We start from the raw sequence: 20,945 nt of genomic DNA, 5'->3' as shown, positions 1-20,945 counted from the left end.
AATACTGCCGGTGTGGTTCGTGTAAACCACAATTGTATGCTCCACCACACCCACCACACCAAAAACCCCGTGGTGTGATACCAAAAAAAACCGCTGGGCTTATTAAAACCCCCCCCCCCCCCCCCCCCGCGAGAACACCGCAAAAACCTGTGGGAGCGGGCTTGCTCGCGAAAGCGGAGTGTCAGTCAACCAATGTGTTGGATGTGATGCCGCTTTCGCGAGCAAGCCCGCTCCCACATTGGTTTTTGGGTGTTCTGGAGATCTGTGCACCACCCCCTACCAACGCACGCCGCCACCTCCTTCGAAAGTAGCATTCGGTCGCTCCGCACCCCGTGCATTAATGGCTTTACCGGAATCGTCCGGCACAAGAAGAGGATTGACCCATGTGGACTAAACCCGCGTTTACCGATCTGCGCATTGGCTTCGAAGTGACGATGTATTTCGCCAACCGCTGATTGTCTGCCCGGCCAGCCGTGGCGTTGGCCGGGCCTGCCTCGGCCGAGCGGGCGTAGCTGGAGCTGGAGCTGCAGTGCTGTAGCTGATGGGGCCGGACCAGACCCCGCAGCTCCCCGGAGAACCGTAATGACCGACACCCCGATGACCCCCGCCGAATTCGAACAGGCCCTGCGCGCCAAAGGTGCCTTCTACCACATCCATCACCCCTTCCACCAAGCCATGTACGCCGGCCGCGCCAGCCGCGAGCAGATCCAGGGCTGGGTCGCCAACCGTTTCTATTACCAGGTGAACATCCCGCTCAAGGATGCCGCGATTCTCGCCAACTGCCCCGACCGCGAAGTACGCCGGGAATGGCTGCAACGGATTCTCGACCACGACGGCGTGCCCGGCAGCGAAGGCGGCATCGAAGCCTGGCTGCGACTGGGCGAAGCCGTGGGGCTGGATCGCGAACAAATCCTCTCCCAGGAGCTGGTGCTGCCGGGCGTACGCTTCGCCGTGGACGCCTACGTCAATTTCGCCCGCCGCGCCTGCTGGCAGGAAGCGGCCAGCAGTTCCCTGACCGAACTGTTCGCGCCACAGATCCACCAATCCCGACTCGACGCCTGGCCGACCCATTACCCCTGGATCGATGCCGCCGGCTATGACTACTTCCGCACGCGTCTGAGCCAGGCACGGCGGGATGTCGAGCATGGTTTGCGCATTACCCTGGCGCACTACATCACTGCCGGGGCCCAGCAACGCATGCTGGAGATTCTGCAGTTCAAGCTCGATGTGCTATGGAGCATGCTCGACGCCATGAGCATGGCCTACGAGCTGGAACGTCCGCCGTATCACACGGTGACGACAGAGAAAGTCTGGCACCGGGGGATCGCCCTGTGAGCCTGATCAAACGCGATCATGCTCCGATCCTGCGCCAGGGTTTTCGCCTGCAATGGGAACCGCGCCAGGATTGCCACGTGCTGCTGTACCCCGAAGGCATGATCAAGCTCAACGTCAGTGCCGGGCAGATCCTCGACCTGCTGGACGGTCGGCGCAATGTGGCGGCGATCATCGATCTGCTGTCCGCAAGTTTCCCCGGCGTACCCGGGATTGATGAGGACGTGCTGGCGTTCCTGGAGGTGGCCCATGCGCAATTCTGGATCGAATGATTCGCCGCCCGGCCCGCCGCTGTGGTTGCTGGCGGAGCTGACCTACCGTTGTCCGCTGCAATGCCCGTACTGCTCCAATCCGCTGGACTTTGCCCAGGCAGGTGAAGAGTTGAGCACCGAAGAATGGATTCGGGTGTTCCGCGAAGCCCGGGACATGGGGGCCGCGCAACTGGGCTTCTCCGGTGGCGAGCCGTTGGTACGCCAAGATCTGGTCGAGTTGATCAAGGCGGCCCGGGACATGGGCTACTACACCAATCTGATCACCTCCGGCATCGGCCTGACCGAGCAGAAAGTGCACGACTTCAAGGTTGCCGGGCTGGACCATATACAGATCAGTTTCCAGGCCGCCGACGAGGCGGTGAACAATATGCTCGCCGGCTCGCGCAAGGCGTTCGCCCAGAAGCTGGCGATGGCCCGGGCGGTGAAAGCCCAGGGCTATCCGATGGTGCTGAACTTCGTCACCCATCGGCACAACATCGACGACATCGCAAAGATCATCGACCTGTGCCTGGAGCTGGAGGCGGATTTCGTCGAGTTGGCCACGTGTCAGTTCTATGGTTGGGCCGAACTCAACCGCGTCGGTCTGTTGCCGACCCGTGAACAATTGCAGCGCGCCGAGCGCATCACCAATGAGTACCGTGAGCGTCTGGAGGCCCAGGGCCATCCGTGCAAACTGATTTTCGTTACCCCGGATTATTACGAAGAGCGCCCCAAGACCTGCATGAACGGCTGGGCCAACCTGTTTCTCGACATCACCCCGGACGGCACGGCGCTGCCTTGCCACAGTGCGCGGCAGTTGCCGGTGCAGTTTCCCAACGTGCGCGAACACAGTATCGAGCACATCTGGACCGATTCCTTCGGGTTCAACCGTTTCCGCGGCGATGACTGGATGAAGGAGCCGTGCCGCTCCTGCGATGAAAAGCACAAGGACCTGGGCGGTTGCCGCTGCCAGGCATTCATGCTCACCGGCGATGCGGAAAATGCCGACCCGGTGTGCAGCAAGTCGCCCCATCATGGGGTGATCCTCAAGGCCCGGGAGGAGGCCGATGCGCCGGGGTTGGGCATGGAGCACCTGACGTTGCGCAATGAGAAGGCTTCGCGGCTGATCTATCGCGGATGAATCAAGCAACACACCCCCCCTGTGGGAGCGAGCCTGCTCGCGAAGGCGGTGGGTCAGGCAATACTGATGTTGAATGTGCCGGCCTCTTCGCGAGCAGGCTCGCTCCCACAGGGGGGGCTGTGGTGAATCCAGGGTCCGGTTACACCAGCCTGCTACCCCATTGGTCTGATTGCATTCACCGCCGGATGCGTTAGTGTGGCGCTACCTTCCAAAAAAATAAAAAACAGGCTTTCCAATGAGCCAGAGTCTCAGCCAGCTGCGTAAATTCGTTTCCCCTGAAATCATCTTCGGTGCCGGTTGCCGGCACAACGTCGGCAACTATGCCAAGACCTTCGGTGCCCGCAAGGTGCTGGTGGTCAGCGATCCCGGGGTGATTGCCGCCGGATGGGTGGCCGATGTCGAGGCCAGCCTGCAAGCCCAGGGCATCGATTACTTCCTGTACAGCGACGTGTCGCCCAACCCCCGGGTCGAAGAAGTCATGCTCGGTGCCGAGCTGTACAGGGAAAACCACTGTGATGTGATCGTCGCCGTCGGTGGCGGCAGCCCGATGGATTGCGGCAAGGGCATCGGCATCGTCGTCGCCCACGGGCGCAGCATCCTCGAGTTCGAAGGCGTGGACACCATCCGCGTGCCCAGCCCGCCGTTGATCCTGATTCCGACCACCGCCGGCACCTCGGCGGACGTCTCGCAATTCGTGATCATTTCCAACCAGCAGGAACGGATGAAGTTTTCCATCGTCAGCAAGGCCGTGGTGCCGGACGTGTCGCTGATCGACCCGGAAACCACCCTGAGCATGGACCCGTTCCTGTCGGCCTGTACCGGCATCGACGCCCTGGTGCATGCCATCGAGGCCTTCGTTTCTACCGGTCACGGCCCGTTGACCGACCCCCATGCGCTGGAAGCCATGCGCCTGATCAACGGCAACCTGGTGCAGATGATCGCCAACCCCGGCGACATCGCGCTGCGCGAGAAAATCATGCTCGGCAGCATGCAGGCCGGGCTGGCGTTCTCCAATGCGATCCTCGGTGCGGTGCACGCGATGTCCCACAGCCTCGGCGGTTTTCTCGACCTGCCGCACGGCCTGTGCAACGCGGTACTGGTGGAACACGTGGTGGCCTTCAACTACAACTCGGCGCCGGACCGCTTCAAGGTGATCGCCGAGACCTTTGGCATTGACTGCCGCGGCCTCAATCACCGGCAGATCTGCGGGCGCCTGGTCGAGCACCTGATCGCCCTCAAGCATGCGATCGGTTTCCATGAAACCCTCGGTTTGCACGGGGTCAGCACCTCTGACATCCCGTTCCTTTCACAGCACGCCATGCACGACCCGTGCATCCTCACCAACCCGCGCGAGTCCAGTCAGCGCGATGTCGAGGTCGTCTATGGCGAAGCCCTCTGACGAGCAACAACGGGCGCTGGCCGGACTGCTCGGATTAGGCAGCCATTCGGCGCGCAAGAGCCATTACCCGGAACTGGCTGCGCGCCTGGATGAGCTGGAAGCCGAGCGCAATCGCTACAAGTGGCTGTTCGAAAACGCGGTGCACGGGATCTTCCAGGCCAGCCTGCTCGAAGGCATGCGCGCCGCCAACCCGGCGCTGGCGCGGATGCTCGGCTATCGCAATCCGCAGGAAGTGCTGTTCTCCTTGGCGGACCTGGCCAGCAACCTGTTTGTCGGCGGGGCTCGGGAACTGGAGAACATCGGTGAAATCCTCAGGCACCAAGGCAGCCTGAATGGCTACGAAACCCAATTGCGGCGCAAGGACGGCAGCAGCCTGGATGTGTTGATGAACCTGTTGCTCAAGCCCGGCCAGGAAGGGCTGGTGGAAGGTTTTGTCGCCGATATCACCGAACGCATACTCGCCCAGCAGCGCCTGCAACAGCTCAACGACGAACTGGAGCAGCGGGTCACGGCGCGCACCGATGAATTGCTCGAAGCCAACCGGAACCTGCAGCAGCAAATCACCGAGCGTAAACGGATCGCCGTCGCCTTGCGCGATGCCCGGGACGCTGCCGAGGCGGCCAATCGCAGCAAGGACAAATACCTCGCTGCCGCCAGCCATGATTTGCTGCAACCCCTCAACGCCGCGCGCTTGCTGATCTCGACCTTGCGCGAGCGCAAACTGCCCGAGGTCGAACAGGTGCTGGTAGAGCGTACGCATCAGGCCCTGGAAGGGGCCGAAGACTTGCTCACCGATCTGCTCGACATTTCCCGGCTCGATCAGGCCACGGTCAAACCGGACATAGCCCTGTACCGCCTCGATGAATTGCTCGGGCCGCTGGTGTCGGAATTCCGCTCGGTGGCCGAAGCCGCTGGGTTGAACCTGCGCGTGCATATGGGCGACTACGCCATCAATACTGACTTGCGGCTGATGACGCGGATCCTGCGCAACTTTCTCAGCAATGCCTGCCGTTATACCGACGCCGGCAGCATCCTGCTGGGTGCCCGGCGGCGCGGTGCAATGTTGCGCCTGGAAGTCTGGGACACCGGGCGCGGGATTGCCCCGGATCAGCTGGATACGATCTTCCTCGAGTTCAACCAGCTGAACGTTGGGCGTGCCGCCGATCGCAAGGGCGTCGGCCTGGGGCTGGCGATCGTCGAGCGCATCGCGAAAATCCTCGACTACAGGATTCAGGTGCATTCGCGACCGGGACGCGGATCGATGTTCAGCATCGACGTGCCGATTTCCCGTGAGATCCCGTTGCCGATCAGTCAGGCCGTGCCCCTGCCGGGGGCGGGCAACCCGCTGCCAGGGCGGCGGTTGCTGGTGTTGGACAACGAAGTCAGCATCCTTGAAAGCATGAGTGCGCTGCTGGGGCAGTGGGGCTGCGAAGTGGTGGTCGCCACCGATGAAGCCTCCGCGCTGACGGCGCTGCAGGGCCAGGCACCTGAACTGATCCTGGCCGACTATCACCTCGATCATGGGGTGGTGGGCTGTGAAGTGGTCCGGCATTTGCGTCAGTATTTCGGCCAGGTGATTCCCGCGGTGATCATCACCGCGGATCGTACCGACCAGTGTCGCAGCGCCTTGCAAAGGCTCGAGGCTCCGTTGCTGAACAAACCGGTGAAGCCCGGCAAGTTGCGCGCGGTGTTGAGTCAGATGCTGGGCTAGCCGAGTTCGCGATACTGCAGGTTGAATCCCAGGTCGGTGGACTGGCCTTGCTCGAGTAGCACCAGGCCCGGGCGCCCCGGCAGGTGATGAGCATTGACCGGGTGACTCACCGGTTCGATGCAGAAAAATGCCAGGCCCACCGGACAATAGAGCAGGTAGTAATCGCTGCCTGTGGCCTGGCATTGCAATTCATAACCGAGGTCCGGTTGCTGGATCAGGCAGTGGCCATCCCACTCGCAAAAACCGTTGTCGACCAGGGTGTCGGGCAAGCCCTTGAGTTGCTGGAAATCCCATTCGGCGGGCAACGACGTCAGTTTCGTCGGCAATTTTACCAAGTCGCATAACCAGACTTGTCGGGCCTGCGCCAACAATCGAGTGCCCGCCGTGCGCGGCAGATAAGGATGAAACCCCAAGCCATGCCAGGCGGCGAGTTCGGCCAGGTGGGTGACGTGCAAATCGATGCTCAGCTTGCCCTCGCTCAGCTGAAAACGTTGCCGCGCGCGATAAGCGAAGGGCGTGGTGCTGTCGAGTTGCAGGACCACTTCATCCTGAGTGTGCGCCACCACCTGCCACGGCTGTTGCCACGCGCTGCCATGGATCGGCATGGGATCAGTGTGACTGTTTGGCGTCAGTGCCAGCCAGCCGTCGGGACGGTCGAAACCCCCTTCGGAAATACGGTTTGACCAGGGCGTCAGGGGAAAGCAGCCGAGTTTGCCCGGCAGGCCTGTGTTCAGCGCGTGGGCGTCGCTGTGGCGCAGTAGCGGCTGGCCGCTGCTGCGCACGGTCCAGTTGACGATGCTGCCGCCGAGTTCGGGGGCGAGGGTGAGGTGGGTGAGGTCGTCTTTGAGTTCGAGGAGTGTTGGCGTCATATTGCCCCGCGATATGAATGAGTATATGTAGGAGCCGGCTTGCCGGCGAAGGCGATCTCAAATGCGCCTTCGCCTGTAGGAGCCAGGCTTGCCGGCGAAGGCGTATTCAATGACGCCTTCGCCGGCAAGCCTGGCTCCTACAGGTATTGCGTATTACAGTTGCGAAAGTTTTTGCCAGGGTCGGACCAGCGTTCTACAACACCAAATGCGGCAACCACAGCGACAGGGCCGGAACGTAGGTCACGGCCATCAGCACCAGGAACAGCACGGCATAGAACGGCAGCAGCGCCTTCACGGTCTTCTCGATACTGACTTTACCCACGGCCGACCCCACGAACAGCACCGCACCCACCGGCGGCGTTATCAAACCAATCCCCAGGTTCACCAGCATGATCATGCCGAACTGTACCGGGTCCACGCCAATGCCCAGGATCACCGGCATCAAAATCGGTGTCAGGATCAGGATCAACGGCGCCATGTCCATCACCGTGCCGAGCAACAGCAGCATGACGTTGATGCACATCAGGATCACATAGCGGTTGTCCGACAGGGTCAGGAACATCGTGGTGATCTTCGACGGGATCTGCATCAGGGTCATGATGTAGCCGAAGCTGGCGGCGAAACCGATCAGGATCATCACGATCGAAATCGTCCGTACCGTGCGGTGCATCAGTTTCGGCAGCTCGCTCCACTTGTAGTCACGGTAGATGAACATGGTGACGAAGAACGACCACAGCACCGCAATCGCCGCCGATTCAGTCGCGGTGAAAATACCCGAGAGAATGCCGCCGAGGATGATCACCATGGCCATCAGGCCCCACATTGCTTCGCCGCAGATCTTCAGCGCCTGCCGCATGGGAATGACTTCGCCCTTGGGGTAGTTGCGTTTTTTGGCGAAGATCAGGCACAGCACCATCAGGCTCGCGCTCATCAACAGGCCCGGGACTACGCCGGCCATGAACAGCGAGGCAATCGACACCGTGCCGCCAGCCGCCAGCGAGTAGAGCACGGAGTTGTGGCTGGGCGGGGTCAACAGTGCTTGCACCGAACCGCTGACGGTGACCGCCGTGGCGAACTCCCGGGGATAGCCGCGCCGCTCCATCTCTGGAATCAGCACCGAGCCCACCGACGCGGTATCCGCCACCGAGGAGCCGGAGATCGCACCGAAGAAAGTCGAGGCCATGATGTTGACCAGCGATAACCCACCGCGGACAAATCCGACCAGCACCCCGGCAAACGCCACCAGCCGCCGGGACATGCCCCCCTCGGCCATGATCGCGCCGGCCAGGACGAAGAACGGAATGGCCAGCAGGGAGAACTTATTGACGCCACCGGCGACCTGAATCATCAGCGCCTGGAACGGAATGTCGATCCACCAGGCACCGATCAGGGCGGAAAGGCCCAGGGCATAGGCGACCGGCATGCCGATCAGGATCAAAGAGATAAAACTGCCCAGCAGAATCAGAGCGTCCATTCAGGCGGCACCTTCGCTTTCTTCAACCAGGTCGAATCGCACGACCCGACGGTTGCTCTGGTCACCGAGCAAGAGTTTTTCCAGGACAAAGATCAGCGTCAGCAAACCGCCCACGGGGATCGGCATGTAAGTGATGCCGACGCGCAGGGTTGGCAGGGCGCTCATGAACTGGTTCCAGGTGGAGATGCACAGCTTGGTGCCCCAGACCGTCATGAACAGGCAGATCGTTGCCATCAGCAGTTGCGAGACGATGCTCATGGTTTTGCGCAGTTCGGGTGCCATGCGGTCGGTGAGCATGGCCACGGCCATGTGTGCGCCGGCACGATAACTGGCGGCGGCACCGATGAAGGTGAAGACCACCATCAGCAGGATGGCGGTGGGCTCCGGCCAGCTCGACCCCGTACCGAGGATGTAGCGGGCAAACACGCCCCAGGGAATGATCAGGGAAATGGCCAGGACTGACATTCCCGCGACCCAGATGCAGGTCATGTAAATCCTGTCGTTGATACGCAGCAGCAGATTCTTCATCGGGTTCCACCGTAACCGGGCGCGCACTGACCTACACCAACGTCAGCGGCGCCGGGCCTTCATGAGTGCAGGGAGGGTTACTGAACGGCTTCGATGCGCTTGATCAGATCGGCGTAGGGGGCGCCGTATTTTTCTCTGACGGAGGCGGTGGCCTCATAGAAAGGTTTCTTGTCGACGGTGATGAACTCGACGCCGGCCGCCTTGAGTTTCTCTTCGCTGCTGGCGGATTTTGCGTCCCACAAAGTGCGTTCCTGGGCCTGTGCCGCCCTGGCGGTTTTCTTCACCAGCACTTGTTGCTCGGGGGTGAGTTTGTCCCAGGTGATTTTCGACATCACGATCGGCTCGGGCAGGATCAGGTGCCCGGTCAGGCTGTAGAACTTGGCGTTCTGGTAGTGGTTGTGTTCGAGCAGGGTCGGCGGATTGTTTTCCGCGCCGTCGATTACCCCGGTATGCAACGCACTGAAGATCTCGCCGGTGTCCATCGCAATGCCGTTGCCGCCCATGGCATTGATGGTTTCGATGAACATCGGGTTGCCTTGCACGCGGATCTTCATGCCCTTGAGGTCGGCGAGGCTGCGCACCGGTTTCTTGGTGTAGATGTTGCGCGTGCCGCCGTCCATCCAGGCCAGGGCGACCAGGCCGAATTCGGAGTCGGTGATCTTCGCCAGGATCTCGTCGCCGACTTCACCGTCGATGACCTTGCGCATGTGCGCCTGGTCGCGGAACACGAACGGCATGTTGAACACGTTCACGTCCGGCACCACCGGGCCGACGATGCCCAGGCTGACCCGGGCCATCTGGATGGCGCCGACCTGGGCCTGTTCCACCACTTCTTTTTCCGAGCCGAGCACGCCGCCGGCGAACATCTTGAACGTCAGCTTGCCGGCACTGTCGGCCACCAGGGTCTTGCCCAGTTGCTCTTCCGCCACCACGGTCGGGTAACCGGCGGGGTGGATGTCGGCGAATTTGATTTCCAGCGCGTGGGCGGCACTGCTGAGGGTGAAAACAAAGGGAAGTGCAGCGGCGAGCAAGGTGCGTTTGAAGTCCATGGGTTGTCTCTCCAGTCTTGTTATTGTTGTTTTTCAAGGCGCAGCGGTGCAGCACAAGCGATTACGGCAAAGGGTTGAACGCAGGTTCCGGCAAACCTTTCACACCGGGATCGAGGGCAAACACGCCGCCGGCCAGTGACTGTTCGTCCTGGTCGTCACCGGGGCGGATCGAGGTCACGAACAGCGTGTCCAGTCGACTGCCACCGAAGGCGCACATGGTCGGTTTTTTCACCGGTACCGCAAGGGAACGGTCCAGTCGGCCATCGGGAGTGAAGCGATGGATCAGCCCGGCGTCGTTGGCGCAGATCCAGTAGCAGCCGTCGGCATCCACTGCGGCGCCGTCGGGACGTCCGGGAAATTGGTGCATGTCAACGAACAGCCGGCGATTGGACGGCGTGCCGTTGTCGATGTCGTAATCGAAGGCCCAGATCTGCTGGACCAGGGGATGGGAATCAGACAGGTACATCGTGCGGCCATCCGGGCTGAAGCCCAGGCCATTGGGCACGATGAACCCGTTGAGCTGCGCGCCCAGCGGCCCCGGTTGCCCGGCGCTGTAGCGATAAAGCGTGCCTTCGGCAGCGTTGGCGCCCATGTTCAGTACCATGCTCCCGGCCCAGAAGCGCCCCTGGCGATCGCAACGACCGTCGTTGAGGCGCATGTCGGGGCGGGCGTGATGCACATCGGCCAGCCATTCGCTGTCGAGGCTGCCGTCGTTATGCGGACGCAGCTCGAAGAAGCCGCTTTCCATGCCGGCCACCCAGCGTCCATTGCCTTGGCGGGCGATGCAGGCCAGCATTTGCGGGGTGGTCCAGGTATCGACATGACCGCTGTCGGCGCGCCAGCGTTGCAGGCCTCCGGCGGGAATATCGACCCAGTACAAGGCGTTTTCCTCAGCGACCCAGACCGGGCTTTCACCGACCGCGTTACGGGCATCGACAATCAATTCGGCGTGCATGGCGACTCATTCCCTTGGGTTTTTGTTGTGGGGATTGGTGCTGGTTCAGTCGCCGAAGGGGCCGGCCGCGCAGAAGGCGCCACCCTGATAGATCCGCGCCGGATCATCAGCGGCGGGCATCGGCTGGGCTTCGACCTTATCGCGGAACACTTCGGAGCTGTCCTTGGGTACATAGCCCAGGGCGCTCGCAAATCGGTTATCCCACCAGATATCCTTGTTATCGGACATGCCATAGACCACGGTGTGGCCGACGTCCGGGGTGAGCAGTGCACGCTCGAGCAACTGCGTGAGGTCGCCGAAGCTCAGCCAGGTGCTCATCATCCGGCGGTTTTGCGGTTCCGGAAACGAGGAGCCAATGCGGATGCTGACGGTCTCGATCCCATAACGATCGAAGTAGAAAGTGGCCATGTCTTCGCCGTAGGACTTGGACAAGCCGTAGTAGCTGTCCGGACGACGCGGGGAGTGGGCGTCGATGACCTGGTCCTGCTTGTAGAAGCCAATCACATGGTTGGAACTGGCGAAGATCACGCGCTTGACGCCATGCTTACGTGCGGCTTCGTAGATGTGGAACACGCCGCAGATGTTGGCGCCGAGGATTTCTTCGAACGAGCGCTCCACCGACACACCGCCGAAGTGCAGGATGGCGTCCACGCCTTCGACCAGTTGATGTACCGCTTGCTTGTCGGACAGGTCGCAGGTGACGACTTCTTCGCGATCATCGATGGCCGGCGCGATGTCGGCGATGTCCGACAGGCGAATCACGTTGGCATAAGGCCGCAGCGTTTCACGCAGCACTTTGCCAAGGCCACCGGCGGCACCGGTCAGCAGCAGGCGATTGAAAGGGGCTGTTGGAGTGGTAGTCATGGAAGTCCCTGGACAGCAGTTGTTTATTGGGTTTGTTGTAGGTTGTCGTACGACTTGGTTGAAGTATCGTTAGGCTTCCCGGGTTTTGTCAACGCGACGTTGGTGGTAATTGACAGAGGGTCATTCATCGCACCCTGTGGGAGCGAGCCTGCTCGCGATGGACGTTAACGATAACGCGCCTTCTCTGAATTAACGCGCCGCCCTTGACTCCATCGCTAGCAAGCTTGCTCCTACAGAAGCGCGTCCGCCCTTGAGTGCGTTTCAGCTTGAAACGCCTTACAACAACGAAAGCGGATAGCTTATAAAAATCCGGTTTTCATCGAATTCGTTGGTACTGAAATCCCGGCGGATGGTCGCGTTGCGCCATTTGACGTTAAGGTTCTTCAGCGCGCCGCTCTGCACGGTGTAAGCCAGCTCCGATTCGCGGCCCCATTCCTTGCCGTCGGTGATCGCGCCGGTGTGCACGTTATCGCCACTGATGTAGCGGTTCATCAGCGTCAGGCCGGGAATGCCGAGGGCAACGAAGTTGTAGTCGTGACGCAACTGCCAGGATTTTTCCTTGGCATTGTCGTAGCTGGCGTTGTAGCTATCGTTGGCCAGGGTGCCACCACTGGTGCCGTTGACCCGCATCCAGACATCGTCGCCGCTGAGCTTTTGCAGGCCGACATAGAAGGTGTTGCCACCGTATTTGGCCGAGAGCAGGGCGAACGCGGTTTTGTTGTCGAGGTCGCCGGCCAGTGCGCTGCCGTCTTCCTTGCCGATGAAGTAGCCGAGGTTGGCGCCCAAGGTCCAGTCGCCGAGGGGTTGGCTGTGGCTCAGGTTGAAATACTGTTGCTGATAGATGTCGCTGAGTTCCGCGTACCAGACCCCGACCTGGGTGCGCTTTTCATTGAACGCATATTCACCGCCGCCGAAGTTGAAACGGTCGGAAGTGAAGGCCGCCTTGCCGTTCATGAACATGTCTTCCATGCTCGCGTCGTTGCGCGGGCTGTTGGCGCGGAACTGACCGCCGTAGAGCGTCAGGCCGCTGATCTCGGTCGAGGTCACCTGGCCACCGCGGAAGGTCTGAGGCAGGGAGCGGCCGTCGTCGGAGCGCAGGATCGGCAGCACCGGCATCCATTCGCCGACCTTCACTTCGGTCTTCGAGATTTTGCCTTTGAGCGCCACACCCATCCGCCCGAAATTGTCCGCAGGGCGGCCGTCGTCATGGATCGGCAACAACTGCGTGCCGCCTGTGCCTTTTCCTCCGTCAAGCTTCTGCGAGTACATGCCGAGCACGTCTACGCCAACACCGACAGGCCCCGGTGTGAACCCTGACCTGGCGTCGAGGATGAAACTTTGCGTCCACTCTTCAGCCTTGCCCTGGGCATTGGCCGGGTTGGTGAAGTTGCGATTGAAATAGGCGTTGCGCAGGTTCAGCGTGGCTTTGGCATCATCGACGAAACCCTCGGCGTTGGCGCTCAGGGGCAGGGCGAAAGCCAGGCTACTGAAGCTGATGAGTACCAGGGTATGACGGCGTGCGATGGCAGGACGAGGGGTGCTGACGGAGGAATTGCGGACGAGCTTGCTCACTGTGACGCTCCCGTTTACTTTTTTGTTTTTATTATTGTCATACGTCGTCGTACAACATGGGGGCGATTATTTGCGAGGATTTAAAGTGTTGTCAATCAGAAATTATACGATGACTTAACGACTTTGGTCGTATGTCGGGTGGAACCCTGTAGGTGCTGGCTTGCCAGCGAAGAGGCCCTTGGATTGTGCATTGATCTTGAGGCCGCCTTCGCTGGCAAGCCAGCTCCTACAGGGGCGCATTTCAATTCATGATCATCGGCGGCAGGGTTCCAAGCAGTGATACCGCCGCTACGGCGCCAATCCCCAGCAACCATTCCATGATCACGCTTGTTTTCAGGGTTGCCAGCCGTTGTTCGCAATCCTTGATCCGCAGTCGGTTGAACAGCGCCAGGCCAGACATGGCGGCGACCAGCACAACCTTGATCAGCAGAATCAGTGCGAAACCGGACAGCAGTGGCGTAGGCCAAAACTGCCCGGTCAGTACCCGTACATTGATCAGCCCTGTGATCACCAGCCCCGCCACCAACGCATAACCGACACCGCTGAAGCGTTGCAAGATCGCCTTGACGGAGTGTGTATCCGGTCGCAGGAGGATCATCGCCAACACCATCAAACCGCCAAGCCAGGCGCCGACGCAGGTCAGATGGATGATCTGGTTGAGGATCAGCAACCGGCCTTCATTGCCGTCGAGCATGGCGCCATGGCCCACCGGGGCCAATGTTGCCAGCAACAGGCCACTAAAGACGATTCGCCAGGGGAGGTTGTCGCGCAGCGGCGTCAGCAGCAACGCCAGCAACAGCAGATTGGCCAGCAAATGCCAGCGCCAGACCTGGCCGAAAAACGTCTTGCCCAACACCAGCCCCAGGGTCGACGGATCGAATGCCGCCGCCCAGCTGCCGGCCATGCTGGCGGTGATCAGCAGCAACCAGCCGACGCCGCTGAACAACGCCACCACGGCAAGCCACCGGCTGACCCGCGCCAGAGGCCGATCCAGCGCGGTTTCACGGCCCAACAACAAAGGCTTGAATACCCAGGCCCCAAACAGTATCAACACCACGGTGAAATGCAGGAAACGGCACAGCACCATCGCACTGATCATGAATTACTGGCCAACCTTGAAGCTGTAGGCGCCTTCGCTTTTGTGGGTGTCGACCGACACTGCATGCCACTCGACTTTGTACGCACCGGCTGCCAATGGCGCAGCCGGGGTCACGACCAGGGTCTTTTTATCGCTGCCTTCGGTAGCCAGGCTTTTCACCGCAATGTTGGCGCCGTCCTTGCGCAGGGTGACCTTGGTGAAGGTCGCTTCGATGCCTTCGGAAAACACCAGGCGCAGTTCCGCCGGTGCGCTCACCGTGCTGTCCGCGGCCGGAGTCTGGCTTTTCAGATGGGCATGGGCCAACACCGATGAGGCGGCGAACAGGGAGCCGAGGAGGGCGGCGGTGGTGAGGGCGTTCTTGAGCAGCATCGTGGATACCTCAGAGGCAGGTTCGAAGAGGCGGGCAGTTTACCTGCATGAGCATGAAACCGGGCGTAGGAAGATTCGTTTTCCCCTGTCGCCCCGCGGTAGAGCGGATGCTAGTCTTGAGCAACGCTGGGTGTCAGGGAGCCCTCATGGGCAATCACAAGATCGAGATTCGCCGCAGTAACGTCGAGAAAATTCTGCTGGGAGCCGAGAAGGTCTTCGCCGAAAAAGGCTTCGGCGGCACCGCCATGGCCGACATCGCCGCCGAGGTGCAGCTGCCACGTTCCAACCTGCATTATTACTTCAGCACCAAGAGCGAGCTGTACAGCGCCGTACTGTTCGACCTGCTCGAAGTCTGGAAGCAGGACGCCCTGTGCTTCGAGATGTTCGACGACCCACGAGTCGTACTCAGCAGCTACATCCGCGCCAAAATGAACCACTCCCGCAGCCGGCCCTACGGCTCCAAAGTCTGGGCCAACGAAATCATCCACGGCGCGCCAACCCTGGGTGAGAAACTGGATGCGAGCCTGTACGACTGGGCCAAGATGAAAGAAGCGAAAATCCGCCAGTGGGTGGAGGATAAACGCATTTTGCCGGTGGAGCCTTCGAGCTTGCTGTACATGATTTGGGCGTCGACTCAGCATTATGCGGATTTTGATCATCAGGTGAATATTTTGAATGATCATCAGCCGTTGTCGGACATGCAGTTCGAGCGGGCGGTGCAGACGGTTACGGGGGTGATATTGCGGGGGATTGGGTTGGAGCCGTAGCCGTCGCCGTCGTAATTGGATAAGAATATCCGCGGATCCTTTGGCGCAGAATTACTGCCGGATTTCTTGAAGAGCTTTCTGTATGTAATAGTCCTTCACACTGTTTTTTTTGATTTGCAGTAACAAGTCTCTCCCTATTTCTCTCTCGATTTTTCTGAGGGCATCGGACTTACTAGAATAGTAACGTGTTTTATTAGCCAGCAAGTCTTCAGCCTGTTGCATGGTAGCTACCGTCCTAAAGCCAGGACGATTCAAATTATAGTCATATGAGGCTTCGAAATTCGCCAGGTCTTGCTGCCGCGATGATAGTGCAGCATCACTACTATTGAGCGTTAAGCCTGAAGGTATAGGGTTGATGTCGACCAACTCAGAAGTTGATGTCGAAGCGCTGGGCGCTGATCGTGCAACGGTAGGGTCTGGTGCTTCTAGCAGATTCACTAGCATGGGGTTGCGCCTTGCCAGGTTACTTTGGCCAATAGTGGTTGCTGTTGGTTTAATTGTTCTAAGCGATTTGGGGGCGTTGATTGTCGTTGGGGGCAGGAGAGATGCCGTATGGCGGGCGATCCATCGAGCGAGTTTGGAGTTCCCTGTTGGGTCGGAGAAGTTGATCGGATCACCCCCGCAATAGGCATACGGATTAACTCCTCCTTTACCAAAAGGACTCAACTCATCCGGGCTGTTAAAACGCATCAACATCGGATTAAAAGCCCGCGTACCATTGCCCAATAAATAGTGACCGGTTATGACATCAGGACACTCACCATTAAATCCAAGCAAACGGCTTAAGCCGCTTTCTGCTGGGTGGTGGCCGTAGGCGGTATAGGCCAGTTGCTGCGGGTTTGTATCCCCGAGGGTCTGCAGCGGCGAATGGGCCTGGTCGGTTGCCAGCAGTGTGGTCGCGGTGACGCCGGCTGTGTTTTGTTGCTGCGCCAATGGCCGAGCTTGATGGCGGAAGATGGTTCGTTGCGCCTGCTCTCCCAGTTCGGTAGTCAGGTGATCTTGCTGGTAGAAGCGCTGGGTGCCGGTGCGTTCCAGAACCCCCACGCCTATGAGGCGATCCAGTGGGTCGTATTGATAGCGGCACAGTATCTTCAATGATGCGGTTGACATGGTGCGGTCCTTCGCTGGCGAATTGGTTGGGTGTCAGCTTCGGAGATATGGGGCGTTTCGTCTACTAGCAGAACTGATAGGTAGGAGAGCGTCGGGTGGGGTTGGAGCTTTGAGAGTTTTTTGGTGATGCTGCCGGCCTCTTCGCGGGCAAGCCCACACACAGGGTTCGTTGGTGTACATGGAATTTGTGTACACCTGAAATCACTGTGGGGCTTGTCGGATCGCCGCACCGCCGCGAAGGCGTCCGCTCAGGCACCGACGAATTCAGGTGGCAACATGGTAAGGATTCCTCGGATCATGATTCCAATCCAGAAACGGCTTGCCGTTCTCCATCGGCACCATCTCGATGCAATCCTGCACCGGGCAGGTGATCTGGCACAGGTTGCAGCCCACGCATTCCTCATTGGGTACTTCATATTTTATACGTGCCGTCCGGCTGCGTGAGACGGGACACCGCCAAGTGAGAGGCGTTCTCGAGGAAAATTGTCTGTGCAATGTATCGGGAATTCCCCTGTCCTCGAGCACTGAGTTACTGTCGGACTAGTTTGTTGACAGATTGAGATTCATGATAGGTCACGCTTTCGTTCTTGATATGCAATATTACGCCTTTCGATTTTTCGCTAATGAGCCGCTTGTCGTTAGCAGTTTTAGCCCTAGCCGCTTGCTTTCTATTGCGAAGCAGCAAGCCAATATTTTCCATGCTGGCGACAGTCTTGAAGCCGGGGGTAGATTTAAGTTGATCATATTTTAGACCGGCATCAATCAGATCTAACTCTCCAGGAGCCAGGATAGCTCTATTCGCTGGAAGAGGAGTTTTAGGAAGAGGGAAGTTTAGTTGCGCTAGGTCTGGAGTGATCATGTTGACCGTAGGTATTTTTTGTGAGGTGGAAGCGATCGCCTGGCTAGTTTGGCTGGTGATGGAGGCGGTTGTTGGCTTGATCGCGGTAAGTGCCTTCTGTGCAGGAGTAATGTGAGTGTTGGCAAGTGCCTTTATTAACTCTTTGATGTTGCCTGTCGTATCAAAAAAATTGATCGGATCTCCGCCGCAATAAGCGTATTGATTAATCCCGCCGTTACCAAAAGGGCTTAACTCATCCGGACTGTTGAACCTCATCAATACTGGATTAAAAGCTCGCTTGCCCTGACCTAATAAGTAGTGACCCGTAATCGCATCGGGGCGCTCACCATTAAATCCAATCAAGCGGCTTAAACCGCTTTCTGCCTGGTGATGGCCGTAGGCGGTATAGGCCAGTTGCTGCGGATTTGTTTGCCCAAGGGTTTGCAGCAGCGTATGGCCGTGGTCAGTTACCAGCAGCATGGTATCGGTGACGCTGGCAGTGCTTTGTTGCTGAGCCAGCGGGCGGGCTTCGTGGCGGATCATGGTTCGTTGCGTCTGCTCTCCCAGCTCGGTGGTCAGGTAATCCCCCTGGTAGAAGCGCTCAGTGCTGGCGCGCTCCAGAAGCCCCACGCCCATGAGGCGGTCCAACGGGTCGTATAGATAGCGGCACAGTATCTTCATGGATGAAGCCGGCATGGTGGGATCCTCGCTGGTGAAGTATATGAGTGTCAGCATCGAAGATATTGTGGGTGTCGTCTACTAGCAGAACTGATAGGTTGGTGGGTGTTTTGGGCGGGGATTGGGTTGGAGCTTTGAGATTTCGGTGGGGCTGCTGGCCTCTTCGCGGGCAAGCCCGCCCACAGTGGTTTTATGGTGTATACAAATCCCGAGTACACCAAAAATCTGTGGGAGCGGGCTTGTCGGATCGCCGCACCGCCGCGAAGGCGTCCGCTCAGGCACCGACGAATTCAAGGGGCAACATGATACGGATTGCGCGGATCATGATTCCAATCCAGAAACGGCTTGCCGTTCTCCATCGGCACCATCTCGATGCAATCCTGCACCGGGCAGGTGATCTGGCACAGGTTGCAGCCCACGCATTCATCCTCGATTACTTCATATTTACGCGTGCCATCCGCTTGCTTGAGGCTGGCAACGGCCTGGTGTGAAGTGTCTTCGCAGGCGATATGGCAGCGACCGCATCCGATGCAGGCTTGCTGATCGATCTTCGCAATGACCTGATAGTTCATGTCGAGGTACTTCCAGTCCGTGGTGTTGCTCACCGCACGTCCTGAAAAATCGGCGACGCTGGCATAACCCTGACTGTCCATCCAGCGTGACAAGCCATCCTTCATCTCGTCGACGATCCGAAAACCATGCAGCATCGCCGCGGTGCATACCTGCACTGCACCGCTGCCCAGGGCGATGAATTCCGCCGCGTCGCGCCAGCTGCCAATCCCGCCGATGCCGCAGATCGGCAGGCCCTGGGTCTGCGGATCGCGGGCGATTTCGGCGACCATGTTCAGCGCGATCGGCTTGACCGCCGACCCGCAATAACCGCCGTGGGTGCTCTGGCTGCCGACGGCGGGATTAGCGACCATGCGTTCCAGGTTGACGCTGGTGATCGAGTTGATGGTGTTGATCAGCGATACCGCATCGGCGCCGCCACGATGGGCGGCGCGGGCGGCGACGCGGATGTCGGTGATGTTCGGCGTGAGCTTGACGATGACTGGCAGCGAGCAATACGTCTTGCACCAGCGGGTAACCTGCTCGACATACTCCGGCACCTGGCCGACCGCTGCGCCCATGCCCCGTTCCGGCATGCCATGGGGGCAGCCGAAGTTCAGTTCGATGCCGTCGGCACCGGTGGCTTCCACCAGCGGCAAGATGGATTTCCACGACTCTTCGACACAGGGCACCATCAGCGAGACGATCAGTGCGCGGTCCGGCCAGTCCTTCTTGACCTGGGTGATTTCCCGCAGGTTGATCTCCAGGGTCCGATCGGTGATCAGCTCGATGTTGTTGAAACCCATCACTTCACGGTTGGGTCCGAAGTGTGCGGAGTAACGCGACGACACATTGACCGCCGCCGGGTCTTCACCCAGGGTTTTCCAGACCACGCCGCCCCAGCCGGCCTCGAAGGCACGGACCACGTTGTAGGCCTTGTCGGTCGGTGGCGCGGAGGCCAGCCAGAACGGATTGGGGGCTTTGATGCCGGCGAAGACTATCGAAAGATCGGCCATTTACGCAGCCTCCACGTTGAGCATGAGTTGGGCGTTGATGGTTTCGGCAGCCAGTTTGCCGTGCTGCACGGCCTGCACGGTGAGGTCCTGATCGAGGCTGGTGCAATCGCCGCCGGCATATACCCCGGGGATGCTGGTGCGAAGCTGTTCGTCGACCAGGATGCGCTCGCCCTGGCGTTTGAGTTCACGGGCCAGCGGGTCGGCGAGGGCAGCGGCGTCAAAGGCCTGGCCGATGGCTTTGAAAATGGCGTCGGCGGCCAGTTCGAAGGTTTCCCCTGTGGTTTGCAGGCGGTCTTCCACCAGGTGGGTGCGGGCGAAGCGCATGCCGCGCACCTGGCCATGGTCGTCGAGCAATACTTGTTCCGGTTGTGCCCACGTCAACAAGCGCACCTGATTGGCCTTGGCGATGTCCTGCTCGTGGCCGGTGGCGCCCATGTCCTCGACACCTCGGCGATACACCAGATTGACGTCGCGAGCACCGAGACGGGCCATTTGCACGGCCATGTCGATGGCGGTGTTGCCGGCTCCGAGGACGATGCAGCGATCGGCAAGGGGCAGCTGGCTCAGGTCATCGGCCTGGCGCAGTTCGCGGATATAGTCGGTGGCGGCAAGCAGGCCTGGTGCGTCTTCGTGCGCTAACCCGAGTTGCTTGCTGGCCGCCAGCCCGAGGCCGAGGAACACCGCATCGAATTGTTGATGCAGCTCACTCAAGCTCAGGTTCTCGCCCAGTCTTTGCCCGTGACGGATGTCGATGCCACCGATCTGCAGCAGGAATTCCAGCTCCTTCTGCGCGTAATCGTCCACCAGTTTGTACTTGGCTATCCCGTATTCATTGAGGCCGCCGGCTTTTTCCCGCGCCTCGAAGATCACCACGTCATGCCCGTGCATGGCGCTGCGGTGGGCGCAGGACAAGCCGGCGGGACCGGCACCGACCACGGCGATGCGCTTGCCGGTGGCTGCGGCACGCTGGAACGGGTGTGCGTCAAAGTGCGCGTTGTCCACCGCGTAACGTTGCAACAGGCCGATCAGTACCGGGGCGCATTCATGGGCGTTGTTGCGCACACAGGCTTGCTGGCAGAGGATTTCCGTCGGGCACACCCGCGCGCAACTGCCGCCGAGGATGTTGGCCGAGAGAATTTTCTGCGCGGCGCCCTGCACGTTGTCCTGGTGGATGTTGCGGATGAACGAGGGAATGTCGATCTCGCTCGGGCAGGCATTCACGCAGGGCGCGTCGTAGCAATACAGACAGCGCGAGGCTTCCAGATGGGCCTGGCGGTCGTTGAGTGGCGGCGCCAGGTCGGTGAAATGGCCGGCGAGGGCGGCCGCATTCTCATAGGGATGCGGGAGGTGGTTCAGGGTCTTGATCACGGTGTT

20 protein-coding genes and 1 pseudogene are annotated in these 20,945 nt (G+C 59.9%); 7 read left to right on the top strand and 14 right to left on the bottom strand.

Features of this window, described 5'->3' with window-relative positions; genetic code table 11:
* Nucleotides 1-383: 383 nt before the first annotated feature.
* The 6 genes from pqqA to J2W17_RS06400 all read left to right on the top strand — a co-directional run bounded on the left by pqqA (nucleotide 384) and on the right by J2W17_RS06400 (nucleotide 5,834).
* Nucleotides 384-455 carry a pyrroloquinoline quinone precursor peptide PqqA gene (pqqA, locus tag J2W17_RS06425; protein WP_003253598.1) on the top strand — a complete coding sequence of 24 codons (72 nt, stop codon included), beginning with the start codon at nucleotides 384-386 and terminating at the stop codon, nucleotides 453-455.
* A 127-nt stretch (nucleotides 456-582) separates the two neighbouring features.
* The gene (pqqC, locus tag J2W17_RS06420; RefSeq protein WP_307330938.1) at nucleotides 583-1,335 is read left to right on the top strand and encodes a pyrroloquinoline-quinone synthase PqqC; all 753 of its coding nucleotides are present in this window, start codon (nucleotides 583-585) and stop codon (nucleotides 1,333-1,335) included.
* Nucleotides 1,332-1,604: a pyrroloquinoline quinone biosynthesis peptide chaperone PqqD gene (gene pqqD, locus J2W17_RS06415; protein WP_307330935.1), complete on the top strand. Its 273-nt coding sequence runs from the start codon at nucleotides 1,332-1,334 to the stop codon at nucleotides 1,602-1,604. Before pqqC ends, pqqD begins: the two co-directional genes overlap by 4 nt.
* Entirely contained in the window at nucleotides 1,582-2,724 is a 1,143-nt protein-coding gene (pqqE, locus tag J2W17_RS06410; RefSeq protein ID WP_307330932.1) for a pyrroloquinoline quinone biosynthesis protein PqqE, read from the top strand. The genes pqqD and pqqE overlap by 23 nt, the downstream gene beginning before the upstream one ends.
* A gap of 235 nt (nucleotides 2,725-2,959) precedes the next feature.
* The gene (ercA, locus tag J2W17_RS06405) at nucleotides 2,960-4,123 is read left to right on the top strand and encodes an alcohol dehydrogenase-like regulatory protein ErcA (protein ID WP_307330929.1); all 1,164 of its coding nucleotides are present in this window, start codon (nucleotides 2,960-2,962) and stop codon (nucleotides 4,121-4,123) included.
* Complete coding sequence (locus J2W17_RS06400; protein WP_307330926.1) at nucleotides 4,107-5,834, top strand: hybrid sensor histidine kinase/response regulator; 1,728 nt, start codon at nucleotides 4,107-4,109, stop codon at nucleotides 5,832-5,834. Before ercA ends, J2W17_RS06400 begins: the two co-directional genes overlap by 17 nt.
* Here J2W17_RS06400 and J2W17_RS06395 read toward each other — a convergent pair.
* The 9 genes from J2W17_RS06395 to copC all read right to left on the bottom strand — a co-directional run bounded on the left by J2W17_RS06395 (nucleotide 5,831) and on the right by copC (nucleotide 14,613).
* A complete protein-coding gene (locus J2W17_RS06395) occupies nucleotides 5,831-6,703 on the bottom strand; it encodes an aldose 1-epimerase (protein WP_307330923.1) in 873 nt (290 codons plus the stop codon). The two genes, J2W17_RS06400 and J2W17_RS06395, sit on opposite strands and share 4 nt — an antisense overlap.
* Before the next feature lie 193 nt (nucleotides 6,704-6,896).
* Nucleotides 6,897-8,177, bottom strand: coding sequence for a TRAP transporter large permease (locus tag J2W17_RS06390; protein ID WP_307330920.1), 1,281 nt, complete (start codon nucleotides 8,175-8,177; stop codon nucleotides 6,897-6,899).
* The gene (locus J2W17_RS06385) at nucleotides 8,178-8,705 is read right to left on the bottom strand and encodes a TRAP transporter small permease (protein WP_307330917.1); all 528 of its coding nucleotides are present in this window, start codon (nucleotides 8,703-8,705) and stop codon (nucleotides 8,178-8,180) included.
* 77 nt (nucleotides 8,706-8,782) lie between these two features.
* Nucleotides 8,783-9,754: a TRAP transporter substrate-binding protein gene (locus J2W17_RS06380; protein ID WP_307330912.1), complete on the bottom strand. Its 972-nt coding sequence runs from the start codon at nucleotides 9,752-9,754 to the stop codon at nucleotides 8,783-8,785.
* 61 nt (nucleotides 9,755-9,815) lie between these two features.
* On the bottom strand, nucleotides 9,816-10,709 hold the full coding sequence (locus J2W17_RS06375; RefSeq protein WP_307330910.1) for an SMP-30/gluconolactonase/LRE family protein: 894 nt from the start codon (nucleotides 10,707-10,709) through the stop codon (nucleotides 9,816-9,818).
* 45 nt (nucleotides 10,710-10,754) lie between these two features.
* Nucleotides 10,755-11,573 (bottom strand): NAD-dependent epimerase/dehydratase family protein, encoded by an 819-nt coding sequence (locus J2W17_RS06370; RefSeq protein WP_307330907.1) that lies wholly within the window; start codon nucleotides 11,571-11,573, stop codon nucleotides 10,755-10,757.
* A 276-nt stretch (nucleotides 11,574-11,849) separates the two neighbouring features.
* Nucleotides 11,850-13,145 (bottom strand): OprD family porin, encoded by a 1,296-nt coding sequence (locus tag J2W17_RS06365; protein ID WP_373459961.1) that lies wholly within the window; start codon nucleotides 13,143-13,145, stop codon nucleotides 11,850-11,852.
* 241 nt (nucleotides 13,146-13,386) lie between these two features.
* Nucleotides 13,387-14,244, bottom strand: a complete 858-nt coding sequence (gene copD, locus J2W17_RS06360; protein WP_307330904.1) for a copper homeostasis membrane protein CopD — start codon at nucleotides 14,242-14,244, stop codon at nucleotides 13,387-13,389.
* A gap of 3 nt (nucleotides 14,245-14,247) precedes the next feature.
* Complete coding sequence (gene copC / locus J2W17_RS06355) at nucleotides 14,248-14,613, bottom strand: copper homeostasis periplasmic binding protein CopC (RefSeq protein ID WP_307330901.1); 366 nt, start codon at nucleotides 14,611-14,613, stop codon at nucleotides 14,248-14,250.
* A gap of 146 nt (nucleotides 14,614-14,759) precedes the next feature.
* On the opposite strand from copC, the gene J2W17_RS06350 reads away from it, so the two are divergent.
* Nucleotides 14,760-15,380, top strand: coding sequence for a TetR/AcrR family transcriptional regulator (locus J2W17_RS06350; protein ID WP_154848784.1), 621 nt, complete (start codon nucleotides 14,760-14,762; stop codon nucleotides 15,378-15,380).
* Nucleotides 15,381-15,431: 51 nt separating this feature from the next.
* Here the strand turns inward: J2W17_RS06350 and J2W17_RS06345 are convergent, their stop codons facing one another.
* From J2W17_RS06345 to J2W17_RS06325, 5 genes and pseudogenes are all read right to left on the bottom strand, one after another.
* Nucleotides 15,432-16,490 carry an RHS repeat-associated core domain-containing protein gene (locus tag J2W17_RS06345; protein WP_307330896.1) on the bottom strand — a complete coding sequence of 353 codons (1,059 nt, stop codon included), beginning with the start codon at nucleotides 16,488-16,490 and terminating at the stop codon, nucleotides 15,432-15,434.
* Nucleotides 16,491-16,754: 264 nt separating this feature from the next.
* Nucleotides 16,755-16,974, bottom strand: a pseudogene (locus tag J2W17_RS06340) (4Fe-4S dicluster-binding protein); the annotation flags it as partial.
* Between the two features lie 45 nt (nucleotides 16,975-17,019).
* Nucleotides 17,020-18,024 carry an RHS repeat-associated core domain-containing protein gene (locus J2W17_RS06335; protein WP_307330893.1) on the bottom strand — a complete coding sequence of 335 codons (1,005 nt, stop codon included), beginning with the start codon at nucleotides 18,022-18,024 and terminating at the stop codon, nucleotides 17,020-17,022.
* Nucleotides 18,025-18,296: 272 nt separating this feature from the next.
* Complete coding sequence (preA, locus tag J2W17_RS06330) at nucleotides 18,297-19,571, bottom strand: NAD-dependent dihydropyrimidine dehydrogenase subunit PreA (RefSeq protein ID WP_307330890.1); 1,275 nt, start codon at nucleotides 19,569-19,571, stop codon at nucleotides 18,297-18,299.
* A complete protein-coding gene (locus J2W17_RS06325) occupies nucleotides 19,572-20,939 on the bottom strand; it encodes an NAD(P)-dependent oxidoreductase (RefSeq protein ID WP_307330998.1) in 1,368 nt (455 codons plus the stop codon). It abuts the gene before it with no gap.
* Nucleotides 20,940-20,945: the final 6 nt, after the last annotated feature.

Source organism: Pseudomonas lini (assembly GCF_030812475.1).
Classification (GTDB): Bacteria; Pseudomonadota; Gammaproteobacteria; order Pseudomonadales; family Pseudomonadaceae; genus Aquipseudomonas; species Aquipseudomonas lini_A.
The sequence above is the reverse complement of the archived record's forward strand: the minus strand, read 5'-3'. Positions and strand labels throughout refer to the sequence as shown.

What these genes read in the sequence shown, in the direction of transcription:
- pqqC (WP_307330938.1), top strand. Translation starts at nt 583, where the DNA reads ATGACCGACACCCCGATGACCCCCGCCGAATTCGAACAGGCCCTGCGC.
- pqqE (WP_307330932.1), top strand. Translation starts at nt 1,582, where the DNA reads ATGCGCAATTCTGGATCGAATGATTCGCCGCCCGGCCCGCCGCTGTGG.
- ercA (WP_307330929.1), top strand. Translation starts at nt 2,960, where the DNA reads ATGAGCCAGAGTCTCAGCCAGCTGCGTAAATTCGTTTCCCCTGAAATC.
- J2W17_RS06400 (WP_307330926.1), top strand. Translation starts at nt 4,107, where the DNA reads ATGGCGAAGCCCTCTGACGAGCAACAACGGGCGCTGGCCGGACTGCTC.
- J2W17_RS06395 (WP_307330923.1), bottom strand. Translation starts at nt 6,703, where the DNA reads ATGACGCCAACACTCCTCGAACTCAAAGACGACCTCACCCACCTCACC.
- J2W17_RS06390 (WP_307330920.1), bottom strand. Translation starts at nt 8,177, where the DNA reads ATGGACGCTCTGATTCTGCTGGGCAGTTTTATCTCTTTGATCCTGATC.
- J2W17_RS06385 (WP_307330917.1), bottom strand. Translation starts at nt 8,705, where the DNA reads ATGAAGAATCTGCTGCTGCGTATCAACGACAGGATTTACATGACCTGC.
- J2W17_RS06380 (WP_307330912.1), bottom strand. Translation starts at nt 9,754, where the DNA reads ATGGACTTCAAACGCACCTTGCTCGCCGCTGCACTTCCCTTTGTTTTC.
- J2W17_RS06375 (WP_307330910.1), bottom strand. Translation starts at nt 10,709, where the DNA reads ATGCACGCCGAATTGATTGTCGATGCCCGTAACGCGGTCGGTGAAAGC.
- J2W17_RS06370 (WP_307330907.1), bottom strand. Translation starts at nt 11,573, where the DNA reads ATGACTACCACTCCAACAGCCCCTTTCAATCGCCTGCTGCTGACCGGT.
- copD (WP_307330904.1), bottom strand. Translation starts at nt 14,244, where the DNA reads ATGATCAGTGCGATGGTGCTGTGCCGTTTCCTGCATTTCACCGTGGTG.
- copC (WP_307330901.1), bottom strand. Translation starts at nt 14,613, where the DNA reads ATGCTGCTCAAGAACGCCCTCACCACCGCCGCCCTCCTCGGCTCCCTG.
- J2W17_RS06350 (WP_154848784.1), top strand. Translation starts at nt 14,760, where the DNA reads ATGGGCAATCACAAGATCGAGATTCGCCGCAGTAACGTCGAGAAAATT.
- J2W17_RS06345 (WP_307330896.1), bottom strand. Translation starts at nt 16,490, where the DNA reads ATGTCAACCGCATCATTGAAGATACTGTGCCGCTATCAATACGACCCA.
- J2W17_RS06335 (WP_307330893.1), bottom strand. Translation starts at nt 18,024, where the DNA reads ATGCCGGCTTCATCCATGAAGATACTGTGCCGCTATCTATACGACCCG.
- preA (WP_307330890.1), bottom strand. Translation starts at nt 19,571, where the DNA reads ATGGCCGATCTTTCGATAGTCTTCGCCGGCATCAAAGCCCCCAATCCG.